The 17,780-nt window shown below is 69.8% G+C and carries 18 protein-coding genes and 1 pseudogene; 10 read left to right on the top strand and 9 right to left on the bottom strand.

From position 1 onward, the window contains the following. Nucleotides 1-32 precede the first annotated feature (32 nt). The gene (locus tag D7V97_RS08650) at nt 33-1,139 is read left to right on the top strand and encodes a sensor histidine kinase KdpD (RefSeq protein WP_120610130.1); all 1,107 of its coding nucleotides are present in this window, start codon (nt 33-35) and stop codon (nt 1,137-1,139) included. Between the two features lie 4 nt (nt 1,140-1,143). Here the strand turns inward: D7V97_RS08650 and D7V97_RS08655 are convergent, their stop codons facing one another. Both D7V97_RS08655 and D7V97_RS08660 read right to left on the bottom strand, forming a co-directional pair. Beyond that, a complete protein-coding gene (locus tag D7V97_RS08655) occupies nt 1,144-1,965 on the bottom strand; it encodes a DUF4163 domain-containing protein (RefSeq protein WP_233582588.1) in 822 nt (273 codons plus the stop codon). Nucleotides 1,966-2,005: 40 nt separating this feature from the next. Next, the gene (locus D7V97_RS08660; protein WP_120610132.1) at nt 2,006-2,413 is read right to left on the bottom strand and encodes a hypothetical protein; all 408 of its coding nucleotides are present in this window, start codon (nt 2,411-2,413) and stop codon (nt 2,006-2,008) included. Nucleotides 2,414-2,500: 87 nt separating this feature from the next. Here D7V97_RS08660 and D7V97_RS08665 point away from each other — a divergent pair, with 87 nt between their 5' ends. The 4 genes from D7V97_RS08665 to D7V97_RS08680 all read left to right on the top strand — a co-directional run bounded on the left by D7V97_RS08665 (nt 2,501) and on the right by D7V97_RS08680 (nt 6,039). Then, nucleotides 2,501-3,325, top strand: coding sequence for a helix-turn-helix domain-containing protein (locus D7V97_RS08665; protein ID WP_120610133.1), 825 nt, complete (start codon nt 2,501-2,503; stop codon nt 3,323-3,325). 72 nt (nt 3,326-3,397) lie between these two features. Further along, a complete protein-coding gene (locus D7V97_RS08670) occupies nt 3,398-4,567 on the top strand; it encodes a LysM peptidoglycan-binding domain-containing protein (RefSeq protein WP_120610134.1) in 1,170 nt (389 codons plus the stop codon). A gap of 8 nt (nt 4,568-4,575) precedes the next feature. Then, complete coding sequence (locus D7V97_RS08675; protein ID WP_199728749.1) at nt 4,576-4,782, top strand: hypothetical protein; 207 nt, start codon at nt 4,576-4,578, stop codon at nt 4,780-4,782. Nucleotides 4,783-4,827: 45 nt separating this feature from the next. Then, the gene (locus D7V97_RS08680; protein ID WP_120610145.1) at nt 4,828-6,039 is read left to right on the top strand and encodes a glycosyltransferase family 4 protein; all 1,212 of its coding nucleotides are present in this window, start codon (nt 4,828-4,830) and stop codon (nt 6,037-6,039) included. A 19-nt stretch (nt 6,040-6,058) separates the two neighbouring features. Here the strand turns inward: D7V97_RS08680 and D7V97_RS08685 are convergent, their stop codons facing one another. Continuing rightward, nucleotides 6,059-6,460, bottom strand: a complete 402-nt coding sequence (locus D7V97_RS08685) for a DUF1622 domain-containing protein (RefSeq protein ID WP_120610136.1) — start codon at nt 6,458-6,460, stop codon at nt 6,059-6,061. Nucleotides 6,461-6,555: 95 nt separating this feature from the next. Beyond that, entirely contained in the window at nt 6,556-7,749 is a 1,194-nt protein-coding gene (locus D7V97_RS08690) for a glycosyltransferase (protein WP_120610137.1), read from the bottom strand. A 626-nt stretch (nt 7,750-8,375) separates the two neighbouring features. On the opposite strand from D7V97_RS08690, the gene D7V97_RS08700 reads away from it, so the two are divergent. Genes D7V97_RS08700 through D7V97_RS08715 form a run of 4 tightly spaced genes read left to right on the top strand, consistent with a single transcriptional unit; the run spans nt 8,376 to nt 11,969 of the window. Continuing rightward, nucleotides 8,376-8,651: a hypothetical protein gene (locus D7V97_RS08700; RefSeq protein ID WP_233582589.1), complete on the top strand. Its 276-nt coding sequence runs from the start codon at nt 8,376-8,378 to the stop codon at nt 8,649-8,651. Then, on the top strand, nt 8,648-9,673 hold the full coding sequence (locus tag D7V97_RS08705) for a Gfo/Idh/MocA family protein (protein ID WP_120610146.1): 1,026 nt from the start codon (nt 8,648-8,650) through the stop codon (nt 9,671-9,673). Before D7V97_RS08700 ends, D7V97_RS08705 begins: the two co-directional genes overlap by 4 nt. Further along, nucleotides 9,664-10,497, top strand: coding sequence for an MBL fold metallo-hydrolase (locus tag D7V97_RS08710; RefSeq protein ID WP_120610138.1), 834 nt, complete (start codon nt 9,664-9,666; stop codon nt 10,495-10,497). The genes D7V97_RS08705 and D7V97_RS08710 overlap by 10 nt, the downstream gene beginning before the upstream one ends. Then, nucleotides 10,494-11,969 carry a YcaO-like family protein gene (locus D7V97_RS08715; RefSeq protein ID WP_120610139.1) on the top strand — a complete coding sequence of 492 codons (1,476 nt, stop codon included), beginning with the start codon at nt 10,494-10,496 and terminating at the stop codon, nt 11,967-11,969. The genes D7V97_RS08710 and D7V97_RS08715 overlap by 4 nt, the downstream gene beginning before the upstream one ends. A 252-nt stretch (nt 11,970-12,221) precedes the next feature. Here D7V97_RS08715 and D7V97_RS46470 read toward each other — a convergent pair whose 3' ends face one another. Further along, on the bottom strand, nt 12,222-12,938 hold the full coding sequence (locus tag D7V97_RS46470) for an immunity 52 family protein (protein WP_120610140.1): 717 nt from the start codon (nt 12,936-12,938) through the stop codon (nt 12,222-12,224). A 13-nt stretch (nt 12,939-12,951) separates the two neighbouring features. Continuing rightward, on the bottom strand, nt 12,952-14,313 hold the full coding sequence (locus D7V97_RS08730) for a Tox-REase-5 domain-containing protein (RefSeq protein ID WP_233582591.1): 1,362 nt from the start codon (nt 14,311-14,313) through the stop codon (nt 12,952-12,954). Between the two features lie 135 nt (nt 14,314-14,448). Here D7V97_RS08730 and D7V97_RS08735 point away from each other — a divergent pair, with 135 nt between their 5' ends. After that, nucleotides 14,449-15,315 (top strand): alpha/beta fold hydrolase, encoded by an 867-nt coding sequence (locus D7V97_RS08735; RefSeq protein WP_120610142.1) that lies wholly within the window; start codon nt 14,449-14,451, stop codon nt 15,313-15,315. Between the two features lie 11 nt (nt 15,316-15,326). Here D7V97_RS08735 and D7V97_RS08740 read toward each other — a convergent pair whose 3' ends face one another. From D7V97_RS08740 to D7V97_RS08750, 3 genes and pseudogenes are all read right to left on the bottom strand, one after another. Continuing rightward, nucleotides 15,327-16,121 carry a hypothetical protein gene (locus tag D7V97_RS08740; RefSeq protein ID WP_120610143.1) on the bottom strand — a complete coding sequence of 265 codons (795 nt, stop codon included), beginning with the start codon at nt 16,119-16,121 and terminating at the stop codon, nt 15,327-15,329. 38 nt (nt 16,122-16,159) lie between these two features. Then, nucleotides 16,160-17,227, bottom strand: a complete 1,068-nt coding sequence (locus D7V97_RS08745) for a nicotinamidase (protein WP_120610147.1) — start codon at nt 17,225-17,227, stop codon at nt 16,160-16,162. Nucleotides 17,228-17,251: 24 nt separating this feature from the next. Continuing rightward, nucleotides 17,252-17,780 (bottom strand): annotated as a pseudogene (locus D7V97_RS08750) (hypothetical protein); the annotation flags it as partial.

Genomic DNA, 17,780 nt, shown 5'->3' on the forward strand with positions numbered 1-17,780 from the left:
CCCGCTGTTGGCACTTCACCCGAGGCTTCTCCATGGCGACCCAGGACGCAAAACCCAAGCTCCCACGGGCCCACACGGACGAAGGCCTCCGCACGGAGCGGGAGAAGTCGGACCAGGAGTACGCCCAGCGGCAGAGCGCGATTGAAGACGGCTCGGACGCCGCCATCGACAAGGCCCGGGAGCAGGCGGACGAGGCCCTCCAGGCGGCCCGCGACACCGCGGACGCGAGGGAGGCGCGCAATAAGGCGCCCATGGAGCGGGAGAGCCTGGACCAGGAGCGGGCCCACGAGGACGCGACCCTTCAGGGAGAACGGGACACCGCGGACGCGGAGCTGCGGGACGAGCGCGAGGAGCGGATGCTCGCCCTGGCGGCCCTCCTCTACCTGGAGCGGGCGGAGACCGACCTGCGGCTGTCCGGGGAGCGCGCGTACTCCGACGAGGCGCTCGCGACGCGGGACCACTTCATGGGCATGGTCAGCCACGACCTGCGCACGCTGCTGGGCGGCATCGCGTTGCAGGCGGCCCTGCTCAAGCGGGATGCCACCGAGGACGAGGCGGGCCGGAAGGCGACCCAGGCCGCGGACAAGATCCAACGCTTCACCGCGCGGATGAACCGGCTGATTGGCGACCTGGTGGATGTGGCCAGCATCGAGGCGGGGCATATCCGCGTCACCCCCGCGCTGCAGGACACGACCGCGCTGGTGAAGGACTCTTTCGAGGCGTTCCAGCCGCTGGCCGCCGCCCACGGCCTCACGCTCGACGTGGAGGTGCGCGGGAACACGCTGATGGCGAAGTTCGACCATGAGCGGGTCCTCCAGGTGCTCGCGAACCTCCTGTCCAACGCCATCAAGTTCACGCCTGGCGGCGGCCGGATCTCGCTGCGGGTGGAGCGGGTGGACCCCGACGTCCGCTTCTCCGTGGCGGACACCGGACCTGGACTCCCAAGCCACCAGCTGGAGGTGGTGTTCGACCGGTTCTGGCAGGCCCGCAGCGAGGACCGGCGGGGGCTGGGGCTGGGGCTCTACATCTCCCGGGGCATCGTGGAGGCACACGGAGGGCGCATCTGGGCGGAGAGCAAACCCGACCAGGGCAGCACCTTCTTGTTCACGCTCCCCGGAGCGCCGGCCTCCGCGACGTAGCCGCTCAGGGCTTCTTGGCGTCGGAGGGCTCCCAGGAGAACTCCACCGTCGGAGCCCCCGCCGCCTTCGCGTCCTTCATCAGGAAGCCCTCCTCGCGCTTCGCCGCGCGCTCGAACGCCGGCCGCAGCGCGACGGGGAGGGGCAGCAGCACGCCCACGACGAACTTGTTCCCACGGCACGCCTCGTTGTCGTAGCTGAACGCGATGCGCACGGCAACCTTGTTGGCCTCCAGGTGGTGGAACGCCACGGAGCTCTTCACCGCGTCGAGTCCGGACGAAAAGCCCACGCAGTCCTCACCGGGCTCCAGGCTCTCCAGCATCGCCTGCACCGTGCGGGCCTTGGTGAACGCGGCCTGATCCTGGATGTGCTTGCGCACGAAGCCGTCCGCCTTGAGCGCCTTGAGCACCTCCTTCTCCCCGAACGCGGCGAGCAGCGAGAAGCCGCCCGTGTCCTTCGACACGTCACGGGTGACGTAGCCCTCGTGGGCATACGGGTGGGCGCCGCCGGTGTAGCCCGAGTTGGAGGACTCGTAGCTCACCCAGGGGCCCACCACGGACAGCACGCGGTAGGACTCGAAGCCCTCCCAGTTGGACGTGTCCGTGTCTGGCTCGGATTCGAAGTTGGAGAGGAAGTCCTTCTCACGCGAGCGCAGGCCGAACACCTCCTTGCCGCCGCGCAGGGCGCGCAGGTCCTTCGGGGACATCTCGAACGTCACGTCCGAACCGGTCACCTTCCACGTCTTCGCCTGGGCGGGAGCCGCAGCCGGCGCGGGGGCCGGAGTCGGAGCCGCGAGCAACACCACCATCACCACGGAGCTCATGAGCATGCGCGCCATCCTGCCCGAACTCGCCCGGTGTGAGCGCGTGTCACAGGCCAGGCAGCGGGTCCGCGGTGTGGACCTGTCGCGCGAAGAAGAGGAAGCCGGCCGCGAGGACCAGGTGCACCAGCGAGTTGGGAGCAATCCCGCCGAACCGCGTGATGACGCCCGCGTGCCACGCCGCGAGCTCGATGGGGAACAACCCGATGTGGACCCACGCGTTCCCGAGCAGGAGGGTCCGCATCGTCGGCGAGTCCGGATGATGGCGCACGAGGAAGGCCACCGCACCGAGCGCGAGGAGGAGCACGCCCACCTCGCGCACCCAGATGGCGGCGGCGGGCGCGGGAGTGACACCCTTGCTCGCCAGCACGGCCTCGGGGAGGAGCAGGGCGAGGGTGCCGACGGCGAAGCCGATGCAGCTCGTGAGCAGGAGAAAGGTCTTTCGAGTCATGGACATGGGGCCACCCTGCCCGCTGCGGCGCTGGCGGCTCAATGACCTCCCCAGGTAGTTGCCGGCGCTGGCATCGCGGATACGCTCCCCGCGGTGAACGACGCGCTCTTCCCCGCGCTGTTGCGCTACTGGCGTGGCCGCCGGGGGCTGTCTCAACTCGCGCTCGCGCTGGAGGCGGACGTCTCCGCCCGGCACCTGAGCTTCCTCGAGTCGGGCCGTGCCCGGCCGAGCGAGGAGATGGTGTCGCGGCTCTTCTCGGTGCTCGCCGCGCCATTGAGGGAGCACAACCAGGCGCTCGTGGCCGCGGGCTTCCCGCCCCGGTTCGCGGAGCCGGGCCTGGACGCGATGGCACCGGAGGTCGACCAGGCCCTGAACCAGATGATGGCGCAGCACGAGCCGTATCCGCTCACAGTGCTCTCCCTGGACGGCACCATCGTGCGAAGCAACCGCGCCGCCCAGACGCTCTTCGGCGCCTTCGTCGCGCAGCCGGAGGCGTTGCGACAGCCCCTGGACATGTACTCGCTGCTGTTCGACGCGCGGTTGATGCGGCCCTTCGTCGTCGACTGGGAGTCGCTGGCGCGAGGCATGGTGGCGAGGCTGCACCGGGAGCGGCTGCAACGGGGGGACGCGAAGCTGGGACCGGTGCTGGAGCGGGTGCTCGCCCTTCCCGGGGTGCCGCGCGCCTGGAGGCAACCGGACTTCTCCACGGAGGCCCACCCCACGCTGCGCGTGCGACTGGAGCGCGGCGAGCTGCGCGTCGGCTTCCTCGTCACGGTGACGGTGTTCTCCGCGCCGCAACAGGTGACGCTCGACGAGCTGCGCATCGAGAGCTGCTTTCCGCTCGACGACGCGACGCGGGAGGTCTGTAAGCGCTTCGCGCGAAGTCCGGGCACGCGAAAGCGTCAGGGGCGGCGTTGACGCTCGGCCGGGGTGTGCCATCGTCGGGCCGGCGGGCGCGTTCGCGGCCCTCCGCCTGGGGACCCCGACTGCATGCCTCCGTATATCGTTCAACCGGCGGACACGTTGAATGGCATCGCCGCGAAGAAGCTGGGCAACGCGAACCGCTGGCCGGAAATCGCCAGGCTGAACAAGCTCGCCAATCCCAACCTCCTGCTGGTGGGCCAGCGACTCGAATTGCCGGGCACGCAGGCGGTCCACCCCTCCTTCGTCCTGAAGCCGGCTCCGACTCCCTGGTCGAACCTGTCCACGCTGAACGAGCTCTGGGATGGTGGACCGGGAGAGCGAGCGTTCCTGGCCACGACGCAGGCCCAGCACGCCCAGGAGCCCGCGACCTTCGCGTGGGCGCGGGGTTCGCTCTTCGTCGTGTTCTCGCAGCTGTCGGAGACGGGGAAGCTCATCCGGAAGGTCGCGGTGGTGCCCACGGACTTCTCGCTCCTGCCCGCGAACCTGCTGGGGAAGATCACTCCCGCCGAGCATGCGATGGCCTTGAACCCCCTGGGCAGCCAGTTCCTGTCGGCGAGCCAGAAGGTGTTTGGAGCGCCCTCCATCAACGGCACGCCGCTGCTGATCGACATCGCCAAGGCCGAAGCGGCGGGGGCGCGGATCATCCCAATCGAGCAACTGGTGGCGGAGCTCAAGCAGTTCGCGGCGCAGAACGCGGGCGCGCAGACCCGCGTGAACAAGCTCATCGACATCATCCAGACCGTCGAAGGGGAGGTGCTGATCGAAGGAAGGGTGTCGGGCAAGGCGGTCAGCAAGCTCCCGGCCCCGCATGTCGCGTACGTCCGCGCGGCGGAAGACCTCTGGAAGCAGTTCGCCGCCAAGAAGCTCACGAAGCCGCAGCTGGAAGCAGCGCTCAAGGAGCTTGAAGTTGCGTTCGGCAAGGCCAAGGCCATCGGCAGACTGGGGAAGGCGTTGACGGTCGTGGGGGTCATCTTCACGGTCAAGGACGTCGCGGACGCCACCCAGCGCTCCATCCATCAGAAGTCGTACAAGCCCCTCGCGGCCGAATCCATCCGACAGGTCGGCGGCTGGGGAGGCGCCATCGCGGGAGGAAAGCTCGGGTTCGGGGTCGGCGCCTTGTTTGGCATTGAGACGGGCCCCGGCGCGCTCATCACGGGCGCGATCGGCGCCATCATCGTCGGCGGCGCGGCCTATTACGGCTGTGACCTTCTCGCGGATCAGCTCTCCCCCAATTGATGACCCCCATGAACCCTCAGCCGCCCTGGATCGAGTACCCCGACGCGGAGCCCTGGTGGGGCGGTTGGCGTCAGGGCACCAGTGAAGCCTGGCTGCTGCGAACCTGGCTGCCCTTCTGGCAGGCGCTGAATGAGACAGCGAAAGCGGAGTACCTCCAGCGCTGGCCGCCGCCCACGGAGGACTGGCGGATCCAGGTCACGGTCTACTGGAAGTGACCCGCCCGTTTGCCGTCGCGCGCCGGGCGCGGTAGCACCGGCTCCGTGGCCTCTTCCGGAATCATCTACGCGTCCTTCGACCGCTTCCCCGCTCCCAAGGGCGCGGCCGTCCACATCCGAGCCTTCGTCGAAGCCCTGGGTGCCGCCTTCGGTCCCGTGGACCTCGTGGCCATCGGAGATGCGCCCGGCATCCCCACGCCGGCCCTGAGCGACGCCGTCACCTACCACCCGCTGGGCGCGAGGGGGAAAGACCTGGTGGCGCAGGCGCTGACGTTCCGAGCACACCTGGGCGCGTGGTGGCACGGCCGACCGCGAGCGAAGGTGGTGCACGTGCGCTCCATCTTCGAGGGCTACCCCATCGCCCAGCGCAAGGCGTCGCTCACCGACGCGCTGGTGTACGAGGTGAACGGGCTGCCCTCCATCGAGCTCAAGTACCACCACCCGGACGTCGCGGACGACGCGGAGCTGATGCGCAAGCTCGTCACGCAGGAGGACGTCTGCCTCCAGGCCGCGGACCTGCTCGTCACGCCCAGCGCGGTGACGGCCGAGTACCTTGTGTCCCGAGGCGCGGACCCCAAGCGCCTGCGAGTCATCCCCAACGGCGTGGACCTGAACGTGTTCCGCTACGCGCCCCCGAGAGCGCCTGAGCCCGGCCGGCCCCTGCGCCTGCTCTACAGCGGCACGATGACGTCGTGGCAGGGCGTGCACCACGCGCTGGACGCCTGCCGGCTGCTGCTGCGCGACCTGCCCGTGGTGCTCACGCTGGTGGGCCCGTTGCGCAAGCACGCGCGCCGCGCGCTCCTGGACCGCTGCGGCGACCTCCTCCTCCAGGGTGCGGTGGAGCTGCTAGAGCCCCTGCCGCAGGAGGAGCTGGGCCGGCTGCACCACGCCTGCGACGTGGTGTTGGTGCCGCTGCCGGTGAACGACCGCAACTGCCTCCAGGGTTGCTGTCCCCTGAAGCTGCTGGAGGCCATGGCCACCGGCACGCCCGTGGTGGCCAGCGACCTGCCCGTGGTGCGAGCCCTGGCGGAAGACACGGAAGTGCTCCGGGTCCGTCCAGGCTCCGCCAAGGCCATCGCGGAAGCCGTGAAGGCCCTCCTCGCCAATCCCATCCAAGGCGCCGCGCTGAGCGCCGCGGCCCGAGCCCGCGTGGAGCGAGACTTCCCCTGGGGTCGCGCGCAGCAAGCGTTGGTCAACGCCTACGCGGACGACCTGGGAATCGTGCGCGCCAACACCGCAGCCTCCGCGTCCGCCTGACGGCTCGCACTGCCTCTCCCTAACGGGTCGGCGGCACAGCCTTGGGCTCCTCGCGTTCCGCCTCGCGCGGCTCGGACGTCGCCATCGGATCGCCCTGCCAGGGCCAGCGCCCATCCAGCTCCACCGCCAGCGTGAAGCTGAGGAAGGTCCGGATGAGGACGATGAGCCCGAGCACGAGCACCTGGCCCAGGGTGGGAGCCTCGGCGACGGTGCGGATGATGTCCGCCGCCACGAGCAGCTCCAGTCCCAGCAGGATGGCGGCCCCCAGGCTCTGCCGGAGCTTGCGGTAGGTGTGACGGGCGGACCGCCCCCGGTGCACGGCGACGTTCACCGCGGCGAGCAGTGAGCCCAGCACCATCGCGCCCACACCTGCCACCTCGAAGCATCGCGCCGCGAGCCGCACGAGCTCGACGAACTCCATGGTGCACCCCTTGGGCAGAGGATGCCCCTGCGAGCGGCCGGGGTCTCGTACCGCGACGCAGGGAGTGCGTCATTGAACAGCGTCCGGGTGGACGCCTACGCAGGCGACCCCGGAATCGCGCGCGCCAGCACCCGCTTCAACACCGCGGCCTCCGCGTCCGCCTGGAACCGCGCCTCGATGCACGCGCGCGCCGCCTGCCCCATCGCCGCGCGCTCCTGCTCCGGCAGGCCCAGCACGTCCAGACACGCCTGCCCCAGGTGATTCAAGAGCGCCTTGGGCACGAGGAAGCCGTTCTTCCCGCTGTCCACCGCCTCCGGAATCCCCCCGGCATCACTCGCGATGACCGGCCGCGCGCACGCCATCGCCTCCAGCAACGCATTGGGCATGCCCTCCCACAGGGACGGCTGGAGATACACATCACACAGGCGCAGGTGCTCCGCGATGAGCGCGGGCGAATCCAGCGCGCCAGAGACGACGATGCGGGCCGCATCCTCGGGGTGCTCCGAACGGTAGGCGACCAGGTGCTCGGCGTCCCGGGCGCGCACCTCTCCAATCACAAGCAGGCAGGCCGGCCGCACACGCCGCACCTCGGTGAGCGCGGAGAGCAGGAACGGCAACCCCTTCTTGTGGCGCAGCTCCCCGGAGAAGCCGAGCACCGCCTCGTTGGGTGAGATGCCCAGTCGCTCGCGCAGGGACGCATCCGCGGGGCCCGGGGAGAACAGCGCCGTGTCCACCGCGTTGGGGATGACCTCCACGCCAGGGTCCCGGCCCAGCAGCAACGCCATCTTCCGGCCCAGGTCCCCCGACGCGGCGGTGAGCACGTCCGCCCGCTGGAGCGTCCAGAGCAGGCGAGCGAAGTCCCCCGGAGGGAACATCAGCTGATCCACGTCATTGCCCCGCGCACTGAGCACGGACGGCAGGCCCGCGCCCTGCGCGAACACCACCGCGAGGAACCCCGGCGGATACAGGTAGTGCCCCCAGACCAGGTCATACTTCCGCCGCGCGTGCAGGTAGCCGAGCACATCGAGCGTGTGCTGCATGGACAGGTCCGCGCTGCCGAACAACCCCAGCCGGTGCAGCGTGACGCCCTTCGCGAACGGCGACACCTCGCCCGCGTCCTCCACCGTCTCCAACGCCCCCGGCGACGCCGTGCGCGTCCACGCCACCACGTCCACGCGTGCGCCCAGCCGCACGAGCGAGCCCGCGGTGCGCGCGCCGCTGCGTGCCAGCCCTCCGATATCGGGAGGAAAGCGCTCGGCGAGGAGGAGGACGCGGGGACCGGAAGCCATGGCCGAAATCCTAGCCACCCCGGCCCTGCTGCAACGCCCAATTCATGATGCAACCCACCACCACCACGGGTTTGAGGGGTCTCCTCGCCTCCCTGTGGCTGGCCGTGCTCACGCGCTTCCAGCTCCTGAAGCTGTCCGGCGGCGCCATCCTCCAATCCCTGCTCACCTCGTCTTCTCCTGGGGACTTCAGCTGCCCCTCGCCTGGCTCCTCTCCCATCCGCTGGCGTGGGGACCCACCGGAGTGTTCGTGGCCATCGCTGTCACGTACGGCGCGCTGGGGCTGGCGAGCGCGGCCCTCTTCCGGCGCGGGCAGTGGAAGCTGCGGCACGTTTGATGAAGCACGCCGCCAACGGACAGTCGACCCTGTCCAGAGGCTGAGTTGAAAGCGCCCGCCCGTATGCCGACTTTCCCGGCTCTCTCGCAGCATGTGGGCGCATCCATCGCGCCTTCGGACGCGGGCGCTCCCGACATCCCGGAGTCGCCTCCTTCGCGTCGCTGCGAGCCACGGGGTGGAACAGTCGACGGGAAGGGTCTGAAGACATGGCGGGCAGCGAACGGCTGGGCGTGGCGATGGTGGGCTTGGGCGGGGCGGTGGCGACGCCCCCGGAACGCCTCAGGGGCTGACCATGAACACACCCACGCGTGACACGACGGCGGCCTCGGGCCGCCTGGCGGAGCTCCGCCCACTGCTGTCGGAGCTGATGGACCTCAAGCAGCTCCGCACCCCGGATCATCCGGACGGCCTGGCCGCGCACGGCTTCCGTCGCGCCTGGGGAGCGCTGGCCTCGGGCGTGGACCCCGCCACGGTGGCGCTCCAGGAGACGGCGCGCGCGGTGGCGGCGGTGCGGCCGGCGCGCGGACCGCAGGACCTTCCGGAGGGGGATGGACCATGTTCGGTGTGAAGTCAGACGCCCGCAAGCTGGGCTGGGCCGTGGTGGGGTGCGGTGGGGTGGCGCGGGACTACGTCATCCCGGCGCTCGAGGGTTCGACCAACGCCAGACTTGTCGCCATCTGTGACGCGGACGCGGAGGCGTTGATCCGCAGCCCGGCGGACGACGTCGCCCGGTACACCGCGCTGTCCGGGGTGCTGGCGGACAAGGACGTGGAGGCCGTCTACATCGCCACGCCCAACCACCTGCACGCGGCGATGACGGAGGCGTGCGCGGCGGCCGGCAAGCACGTGCTGTGTGAGAAGCCCATGGCCCTCACGCCGCAGGACGCGCTGCGCATGGTGTCGGCGTGTCAGCGCGCGGGCGTGCACTACGCCACCGCGTTCGACCAGCGGCACCACGCGGCGCACCGCAGGCTGCGCACGCTGGTGAAGGAGGGCGCGCTGGGCACCATCACCCAGGCGCGCATCCACTACGCCTGCTGGCTGCCGGCGGACTGGGCGCCCCGTAACTGGCGCATCGACCCGGAGCAGGCCGGTGGCGGCGCGATGATCGACCTGGCGCCGCACGGCCTGGACCTCCTGGAGGTGCTCCTGGGGGACGAATGGCAGACGCTCACCGCCCTGTTGCAGCGGCGCGTGCACGACTACGCGGTGGACGACGGCGCGGTGCTGATGGGCCAGTTCAAGAGCGGCGCGCTGGGGCTGTTGCAGGTGGCCTACAACTGCCCGGACGCGTACCCCCGGCGCACGCTGGAGCTCATCGGCACCCGGGCGCGAGCGCTCGCGTACAACACGATGGGCCAGACGCCCGGCGGCGCGCTGTCGCTCACCGACGCGAGGACGGGCGAGGAGAAGTGGCTGCACCTCTGGCCGGAGGAGGACCGCAGCCCGTTCCTCAACCAGGTGGAGTCCTTCAGCACCTGCGTGCTGGAGGACCGGCCGCAGCCCTTCGCGCCGGAGCGGGACGTGCGGCTCGTGGGGCTGCTGACCCAGGCGACGCATGCCGGAAGGGCGTTCCCGCCATGCCATTGATCCGCTACGCCTGCACCCACTGCGGCACGTGGCAGCCGGGCTTCCCGCACACGCCGCCCACGGGCTGTCCCACCTGCCTGGACGTGCGCAACGCGCTGCCCTTCGACGGCTGGGAGTTCCAGTCGGCGGGCCAGATGTCGGAGCGGTTGACGACGCACTGGGAGGAGGCGCTCCCCGGCGTCTGGGGCTTCTGCTGCACGCCGTCCTTCGGCCTGGGCTCCACCGGGTGGCTCCTGCGCAGGCCCGAGGGCAACGTCGCGTTCGAGGGCGCGCCCTGGTATTCGCGGTCGGCGCTGGAGGGGCTGGAGGGGCTGGGCGGCATCGAGGTGCTGTCCGCGTCGCACCCGCACGGCTTCGGGGCGCTGTGGCAGCTCCAGGAACACTTTGATCCGCTGCTCGTGCTGCACAGGGACGCGGTGCCGTTCAGCAAGGCCTTCCAGGTGCGCTGGCCGGTGGACGACGTGCACGCCTTCGCGCCGGACCTGACGCTGCACTGCGTGGGAGGCCACTACGAGGGCCACAGCGTGCTGTACGACGCGCGCACCCGCTCGCTGTTCTGCGGGGACGCGCTGAAGGTGGAGCTGGACGCCCGGGGCAGGCCCGTGGCGCTGTCGTGTCACAAGGGCTTCCACGCCGGGATTCCGCTGAGCCACGGAGAGCTGCGCCGCTACCGCGCGGTGTTCGAGCAGCTCCCGTTCGAGAACGTCTTCACCCCCTTCGAGTTCGCCCGCGGCGTCACCCGCGAGCACGCGCTGGCGCTGTTCGACCGGCTGCTCGCGGGCATGCCGCACACCCGTCCGTTGCCGTTGGAGGAGTTGTCATGAGCGTCGCCCAGGCCCTGGATGTCTATTTCCGCGCCGTCGCCAGCGGTGCGTTGCAGCTGTTCCGCATCGACCCCATCGACCGGCTGGGGGTGCCGGTGGCCTCCGCGAGTCTGCGATTGGGAGACGGCCCCGGCGCCGTGCTGCACGGCAACGGCTACGGCCTCACCGGCGACGAGGCGCGCGTCGGGGCGCTGGGTGAGCTGGTGGAGGAGACCTGCTGCGAATACGCGATGCAGCGGATGCCCCGCGTGCACGGCAGCTACGCGGCGCTGGTGCGGGCGCGAGGGCCCACGGCGGTGGCGGATCCGCTGACGCTGGGGCTGCCCGCGGGCAGTCCGTACCATTCGGACATGGCGCTCGTCTGGGTGGAGGCGCAGCGGCTGGCCACCGGGGAGCGGGTGCTGGTGCCGGAGGAGTTCATCGCCATCCACCCGGGGCAATTGCAGGGCCGCGCGCCGCTCATCACGCCCATCACCAACGGCCAGGGCGCGGGGCTGACGCGGTCGCAGGCGCTGGCGCATGGCCTGTTGGAGCTGGTGCAACGCGATGGCAATGGATTGCAGTACCGCGCGATGGATCAGGGCGTGGTGTTGGACCTGGAGGGCGCGGAGCTGTCACCGGACGTGCGGGAGCTGCTGGAGCGCTACCAGCTCGCGGGCGTGGAGGTGCTGGTGAAGCTGGCGAGCACGGACTTCGGCCTGGTGAACGTGTACGTGGTGGGCCGCGACCTGTCCGAGGACGTCCAGCCGCTGATGGTGACGGCGTGCGGTGAGGCGGCGGATCCGGACCGGGACCGGGCGCTGCGCAAGGCGCTGCTGGAGTACGCGGCCTCGCGAGCGCGCAAGGCGTTCATGCACGGCCCGCTGAGCGAGGTGGCCCGGGTGGCGCCCCCGGAGTACCTGGACCGCTTCGTGCCGCAGGTGGACCTGGCCGCGGAGGAGCCGCGAGCGCTGCACGCGATGGTGGAGTGGGCGCGGCTGCCAGCCGCGACGCTGCGCGAGCTGACGGCGTGCACGCTGATGAGCCGGCGCACGGTGCGCTTCACGGACCTGCCGAGGGTGCCGACGGCGGAGGACCCGGCGCTCCGGTGTGACCACGTGGTGCGCCAGCTCCACGCGGCGGGCTTCGACATCCTCGTGGCGGACCTGTCGCCCCAGGGGCGCTCGGCGCACGTGGTGAAGGTGCTGGTGCCGGGGCTGGAGGTGGAGACGATGACGTACCACCGCGTGGGCGAGCGCAACGTGGCGCGGCTGCTGGAGCGGCGTGACCCACTGGTGGGCATGGGGCCGCCGCCCCCGGGCGCGGAGCCGGTGCGGCTGACGCCGGAGGCCGAGGAGCGGCTGGGAGGGCCCGCCTGGTTCCACGTGCGGCTGGCGGAGGCGCGCCTGGGGCGCCTGTACGCGCTCTACCGGGAGCCGGACCGTCACGCGGTGCCGGCGGTGCTCGCGAGCCGTCGCTTCGGGGGCGAGTGAGCCATGGCGCTGCGCTTCGCGTACAACACCCACGGCGTGTCCCACCATCGCTTCGAGGACGCGCTGCGGCTCATCGCGGACAGCGGCTACTAGGACGGGGGGGCGCTGACGTTTGACCACCACCACTGGCGAAGAAGCTGGAGGGCTGTGCCTGCTACGGCACAGGCAAGGAAGGCCTGGAGCTGATGCTGACGGCCTTCCACCAGCGAGAGGCCCGAGCCCTCGGGCGCACCGGAGCTGCGGAGGTCTTCCTCAGCTGAGAGGCCGCAGGGGATGCAGCAGGCCTGCGTCGTTGAGCACCTGCTGAACCTCGGCAGCCAGTCGGACGTGTTCCGGATTCGTCATCGTGAACCGCTCGGGGGTCAGGACCACCAGTGTCCCCAGGTTCCCCACGGGTTCCACCTGCACGGGAGCAGGGAGCGGAGGCACGGTTCCGCGTTGCCGGGAGAAGTACATCACCCAGCCAGGAACGGTCCCTGCCTTGTATCGCGGGGCTGCCAGGCTCATCAGGTGTTCGGTCGAGGTCGCGAGGCCGAACTCCGGCTCCCATGCGAGGACCATCTCTCGAATCACCTGACAAAGCAGCGAGGCGGTCGCGACACGCTCTGCGAGCGGCCCCTGCTCAGGGGGGGTGAGGACACAGGACGAAGGCTGCCAGGGGCTCTCTGAGCCACATGAACCCGTGACGCTTGTCGTATTGTCTGGGGTGGGACCCGACCAAAGCCCATAGAGGAATCCATCGCAGAGCCGGCGATCCTTCCTTTCGAGGTGTTCTCGCAATGAGCCAGCATCCGTGGCCACCTGCAGTCTGGACGCCTCTTGAAAGGAGTCTCCAGGCTCGCACCAGCGATTCCAGGTCGGCTCAAGAGGGCTCAGGGACTGGAAGAGCGCAGCGGCACGCTGGGCACACGACTCCGCTGACTCAAGACGCCCCATCCAATAGGTGCCTGCGAAATAGGTCTCAATCATGGCGTGGCAATGATCACGGAGCGGCGGGACGCAGGACGACCTCGATATCGATGCTCTCCCTGACGAACATCTTCCTGAGCATTCCTGCGAAACGCTCCTCTGCGACGATCCAGCGTACGGGAATGCCCTTGGCACACCTCAACTGACGTCGTGCTTGCTCAAGCACCCTGATATCGCCCCTAAAGTACCTCTTGAATCCCTGGACCCCATCAAGGAACTTCTCGTAACCAGGCCCCTTGGCATCCAGGAGCAAGGGCTCCGCCGCATCGAAGCCATCAAAGTCGGCCCGCTCCCCCACGCCTTCGACCCGGTACGCCTGCCCCTCGGGAGTTCCCGTCACCTGCGCTTGATACGCCCGGGCACGCTCGGACATCGACTCGTTCACCTGTACCCACTTGCCTGGCCCTCCTGACGCACCACCCGCAGGCCCCATCGCGCTCATCGCCACCGCCGTCGAGGCGAGCGTCACCTCCACCGTCTCGCCCACCACCGCCACCGCGCTCACGTCCTGCACCACCAGCAGCCGAAGGCTCCCCTGCGACGCGCCCAACATCGTCGCGTCCGTCAACCCCGGCAGCAGCGTGAGCGCGGATGACAGCCCCACCGTCACCCCGTGACTCACCACCACCGTCACCGCCAGCACGAAGAGTCGCGCCACCTCCGGCCCCAGCGTCCTGCCGAAGTGCTCTCCCGCCTCCTCCAGTTCCTGGAACGTCGTGGCCCGGTCCGTTGCATCCTTCAGCGTCCCGCACGCCCTCACCACGGTGAGGAACGACTGGACCCCCAGGTACAACAGCATCACGGCGGCCAGGACCGCGGCGGCCTTGGTGAACACGGGCTCCGGCGCCGCCGCCAGCACCACCCAGGACGTCAGCGCTCCCGCCACCACCGAGACGAAGAGCGCCGGGTTCACCGTGTCCCTCAGCGCCTCTCCAATGCTCGTGCGCAGCGGCTCCAGGGACATGCCCACCGCGAACGTCAGCCGGTCCAGCTCGCTGAAGCCAGCCCCATCCTCCAGCAAGGACAGACAGTCTCCTGGAGCCTGATGTGCTCGACACCACCGGCTGTACCGGTCATGCAGCAGGAACGCCCGGTCCCTCCGCGCGCCCTCGCCCGCCACGGTGCGCACCAGCCGCGAGGGCCGCACCGTCAAGGGCAGTTCCAGCACCAGCCGAGCCAGTGCGTCCTCGAACTCCGCCGCACGGATGGGCGGCGGGCGCTCCCAGATGGCCGACGCATCCGTCCGCACCCGGCCCTCACCGGTCCGCAGCCGCACCGTGGGACCGCTCGCGCAGCCCGCCCAGAACACCAGCAGCACCATCCAGGTGAACACCCGGCCCCACGGTGTCAGCACGCTCGCGGTCATTCCGCCCATTCAACCATCTCGTCACGGGGGCTCATGCACTCAAGCGCCGAATGCCCTGTTCGACCCGGCACCTCACGGACCTGGAGCATGCACACCGTGTGGCGTGAAGCTTGATTCGCGCGGAGGCGCTCGATGAACCCAGTCATGGATTCCACCGCGGTCCGCCCCTTCTTCCCGGAAGGCTTCAGCGCCTGCGACGAAGACGTCAATGGCACCCGACTCCACTTCGTCATCGGCGGACAGGGCAGCCCGGTGGTGCTCCTGCATGGCTATACGCAGACGCACCTCATGTGGTGGCGGCTGGCTCCGGAGCTCGCCAGGAACCACACGGTCATCGTCCCCGACCTGCGAGGCGCCGGTGAATCGGCCGCACCCTCGGAGGGCTATGACAAGGAGACGCTGGCGCGCGACGTGCGCGCGCTGGTGAAGAAGCTGGGCTTCGAGAAGGTCTCCGTCGTGGGGCACGACATCGGCCTCATGGTCGCGTACGCCTACGCCGCCCTCTACCCCCAGGAAGTCGAACGCCTGGCCGTCCTCGACGCGTTCATCCCCGGAATCGAGCCCTGGTCCGACCAGATCATGCGCAGCCGCGACGTCTGGCACTTCTCCTTCAACGGCCCCACCGCCGAGAAGCTCGTCCAGGGGCGCGAGCGCATCTACCTGGACCACTTCTGGAACGACATGGCCGCCAATCCCAAGGCGGTCAGCGAGACCGAACGTCAGGCCTACACGGAGGCCTACGCGGCCCCCGGGCGGCTCCACTCGACGTGGAGCTACTTCCAGACATTCGACCAGGACCAGAAGAACTTCCGCGAGCTGGCCAGGCACAAGCTCCCCATGCCCGTGATGGTCATCGGCGGAGACAGGTCCCTGGGGGAAGCCCTCGTCGCGCAGATGCGAGCGGTCTCCACCCAGGTCGAACCCCACATCCTCAAGGACACCGGCCACTGGGTCTCCGAGGAGCGTCCCGACGAGGTCAGGAAGCTGCTCGGCACCTTCCTCCAGGCCTGAACCGGCCCCCGCTACCGTCCAAACCCACCCAGCGCCGTGCGGCTGAAGCTCGCCGCGCCCTGGCTCACGCGGACCGCGGACTGGCTGAACACCTGGAACGCCGCGCGGATCTCCTGCGCGCTCTGGCCCGGCGTGAGAATCCAGCGGTCCGCGATGCCCATCTCCTGGAACACCCGCCGGAAGTCCGTCACCCCATCGTCGATGCCCATCGCCGCCACGATGTGGTTCTCCACCCGGTGCAGGTCCTTCACCACCGCCGCCACGTCCTTCGCCCGCGCCTTCTGTGAGCCCTGGTCCGCGCCGTCCGTAATCAACAGCGTCACCGTGCGCACCGCCACCCCGTTGCCGCTGAACTCCTGCGCCTTCGCCAGCACCGTGCCCAGCAGCACCACCGCCTGGTCATACAGCGGCGTCCCCATGTCCGCCGTGTAGTTCCCCGAGTGCATCCGCACCACGTCCTCCAGCGGCCGGAAGGGATTGAGCACGTGCCCGTTCAGGTAGCGCGTGTGGAACAACACGCCGTCCTTCTGCTGACTCGCCAGCAGCGAATCCAGCACCAGGTTGTGCCCGTCGCACACCGTCTTCGTGTGCCCGGAGTGCGAGATGCTCCCGGAGTCATCCGGCATCACCGTCACCAGCACCACCTCGCTCGCCTGCACGTCGTCCACGTGGATGCCCAGGCCCGCCTGAATCTGCGCCCCCAGGTCCACCACGGTCAGCGCCTGCAACCCCGCGGGGCTCAGCACCCCTTCCGCGTGCGCATCCTCGAAGAGCTTCTGGACCCCGCCACCGTTCGCCTTGCTCATGTCCGTGTCTCCGTTCGTGTGAGTGTCAAAGCCAGACGTCACGCCAGGTGCAGGTCGGGCCAGCTCGCCAGCGGGTCCGTGGACTTCACCAGGTGCATGCCCGCGTCCGCGAAGCGCTTGAGCGCCGCGTCCGCCTGCGGCGTGAAGTCCGCCACGAAGCCGCCCTTCCCGTTCGGCACCGTCACCGACGACATGCAGTCCGTCAGGAGATAGACCTTGCGAGCCAGCGCCGCGTCCTGCGCGACAATCTCTCCCAGCAGGTCGTCGATGGAGCTCTTCACGCAGTGGCTCGCGGCCTGCCCGCCAATCACCACCGCGTCCGACGTCAGCAGCGTCTTCAGGAACTGCGTGTTGCGCTGCGCGAGCGGCTGCCCGTCATGCCGCATCAGCACCTCCGGCCGCAGCACCGAGTAGTTCTCCGTCAGCGGGTTGCCGCCCTTCACCTCCGCCCACGACTGCACGCCGCGCGCGAACGAGTGGAACAGCCGCGCCTCCTGCACCACGCCCGCCAGCGCGTGTCCGTCGCTGCCCAGCAGGCAGTGCGGCGGCCACAGGTACAGCGTGTACTTGCCCGCGCGCTCCAGCTCCTCGCAGTAGAACTTCACCTGCTTGAGCAGCCACGGGTAGTTGCCACCGCACAGCCACTTCGCCACCGCCGGGTTCGGCCTCGCCTGGCCGCGTTCAATCTGCTCGCGCGTCACCTCCCGGTGCGCCTGCAAGGGCTGGTCATCCTGGTCCACCCAGAACGACGGGAAGAAGATCTGGTAGGCGAAGTGCGTGTCGAGCGTCGCGGTGACGTTCGTCAGCGTCCCCAGGTTCCGGTAGATGAACTCGGCGATGCGGCGGTTGTCGTCAATCGCGCCCCGGCCGCTGCGCCCCGCGACGTACAGCGAGCCATCCGGGAAGCAGAAGTCCTTCTGCACGTCGATGAGCAGCAGGTGCAGGTTGAAGGGGTCCGTCGCGGACACCTTCACGCCCTGCGCCGCCTTCCACGCGCCGGCCTCCTGCTGAAGCTTGCCGGCGTTCGGGCTGTACCCGTACTCGGCCGCATGGTTGGCATTGTAGAACCCGGGCAGCGGCAATTCCTTCGCAGTCGTCTTCGTCATGTCCATTCCCCCTTCACGTGCACTTCACGTCATCCGCAACACGGTGAGATCCTGAGCCCCCACCACCATCAATCCCTCTCTCGACAGCAGCAGCAGGCACCCCGCGTCCACGAACGGCTCCGCGTCCGGGAACTCCCGCACGGCCTCCAGCTGTCCCTGCCTGTTCTCCACGCGCGTCAGCCCCGCGTCCGTGGCACAGAAGAGCGCACCCCCCACCGCGCACTTCCCCCGCAGCGTCCCCAGCCACGAGCCGTTCCCCGCTTCGGCCCGAGCACTCGCGCGCACCACCCCGTCCGGCCCCAGCAGCACCGCGTGGTGCACCGTGCGTCCCCCGAACTCCTCCGCGAGCAGCAGCCACACCGTGTCCCCGTCGAACACGGCCTCCGCGTCCAGCAACTGCCCTGAAGGCCACGGCAGCGAGATGCCATCCCTCAAGCCCTTGCGCTCCACGTCGAACAGGAAGGCCCCCCGCAGACCCGCCGCCCGGTGGAACCCCAGACCGAACCGGGGTCCCACGAACAGTCGCGTCTGCCCTTCCAGCACGTCCCCCCAC

Origin of the sequence: Corallococcus sp. CA053C (assembly GCF_003611675.1) — a bacterium.
GTDB lineage: Bacteria > Myxococcota > Myxococcia > Myxococcales > Myxococcaceae > Corallococcus.

What these genes read in the sequence shown, in the direction of transcription:
- D7V97_RS08715 (WP_120610139.1), top strand. Translation starts at nt 10,494, where the DNA reads ATGAGCGTCGCCCAGGCCCTGGATGTCTATTTCCGCGCCGTCGCCAGC.
- D7V97_RS08735 (WP_120610142.1), top strand. Translation starts at nt 14,449, where the DNA reads ATGGATTCCACCGCGGTCCGCCCCTTCTTCCCGGAAGGCTTCAGCGCC.
- D7V97_RS08710 (WP_120610138.1), top strand. Translation starts at nt 9,664, where the DNA reads ATGCCATTGATCCGCTACGCCTGCACCCACTGCGGCACGTGGCAGCCG.
- D7V97_RS08655 (WP_233582588.1), bottom strand. Translation starts at nt 1,965, where the DNA reads ATGCTCATGAGCTCCGTGGTGATGGTGGTGTTGCTCGCGGCTCCGACT.
- D7V97_RS08690 (WP_120610137.1), bottom strand. Translation starts at nt 7,749, where the DNA reads ATGGCTTCCGGTCCCCGCGTCCTCCTCCTCGCCGAGCGCTTTCCTCCC.
- D7V97_RS08650 (WP_120610130.1), top strand. Translation starts at nt 33, where the DNA reads ATGGCGACCCAGGACGCAAAACCCAAGCTCCCACGGGCCCACACGGAC.
- D7V97_RS08670 (WP_120610134.1), top strand. Translation starts at nt 3,398, where the DNA reads ATGCCTCCGTATATCGTTCAACCGGCGGACACGTTGAATGGCATCGCC.
- D7V97_RS08685 (WP_120610136.1), bottom strand. Translation starts at nt 6,460, where the DNA reads ATGGAGTTCGTCGAGCTCGTGCGGCTCGCGGCGCGATGCTTCGAGGTG.
- D7V97_RS08730 (WP_233582591.1), bottom strand. Translation starts at nt 14,313, where the DNA reads ATGGGCGGAATGACCGCGAGCGTGCTGACACCGTGGGGCCGGGTGTTC.
- D7V97_RS08660 (WP_120610132.1), bottom strand. Translation starts at nt 2,413, where the DNA reads ATGTCCATGACTCGAAAGACCTTTCTCCTGCTCACGAGCTGCATCGGC.
- D7V97_RS08740 (WP_120610143.1), bottom strand. Translation starts at nt 16,121, where the DNA reads ATGAGCAAGGCGAACGGTGGCGGGGTCCAGAAGCTCTTCGAGGATGCG.
- D7V97_RS46470 (WP_120610140.1), bottom strand. Translation starts at nt 12,938, where the DNA reads ATGATTGAGACCTATTTCGCAGGCACCTATTGGATGGGGCGTCTTGAG.
- D7V97_RS08675 (WP_199728749.1), top strand. Translation starts at nt 4,576, where the DNA reads ATGAACCCTCAGCCGCCCTGGATCGAGTACCCCGACGCGGAGCCCTGG.
- D7V97_RS08745 (WP_120610147.1), bottom strand. Translation starts at nt 17,227, where the DNA reads ATGACGAAGACGACTGCGAAGGAATTGCCGCTGCCCGGGTTCTACAAT.
- D7V97_RS08700 (WP_233582589.1), top strand. Translation starts at nt 8,376, where the DNA reads ATGAACACACCCACGCGTGACACGACGGCGGCCTCGGGCCGCCTGGCG.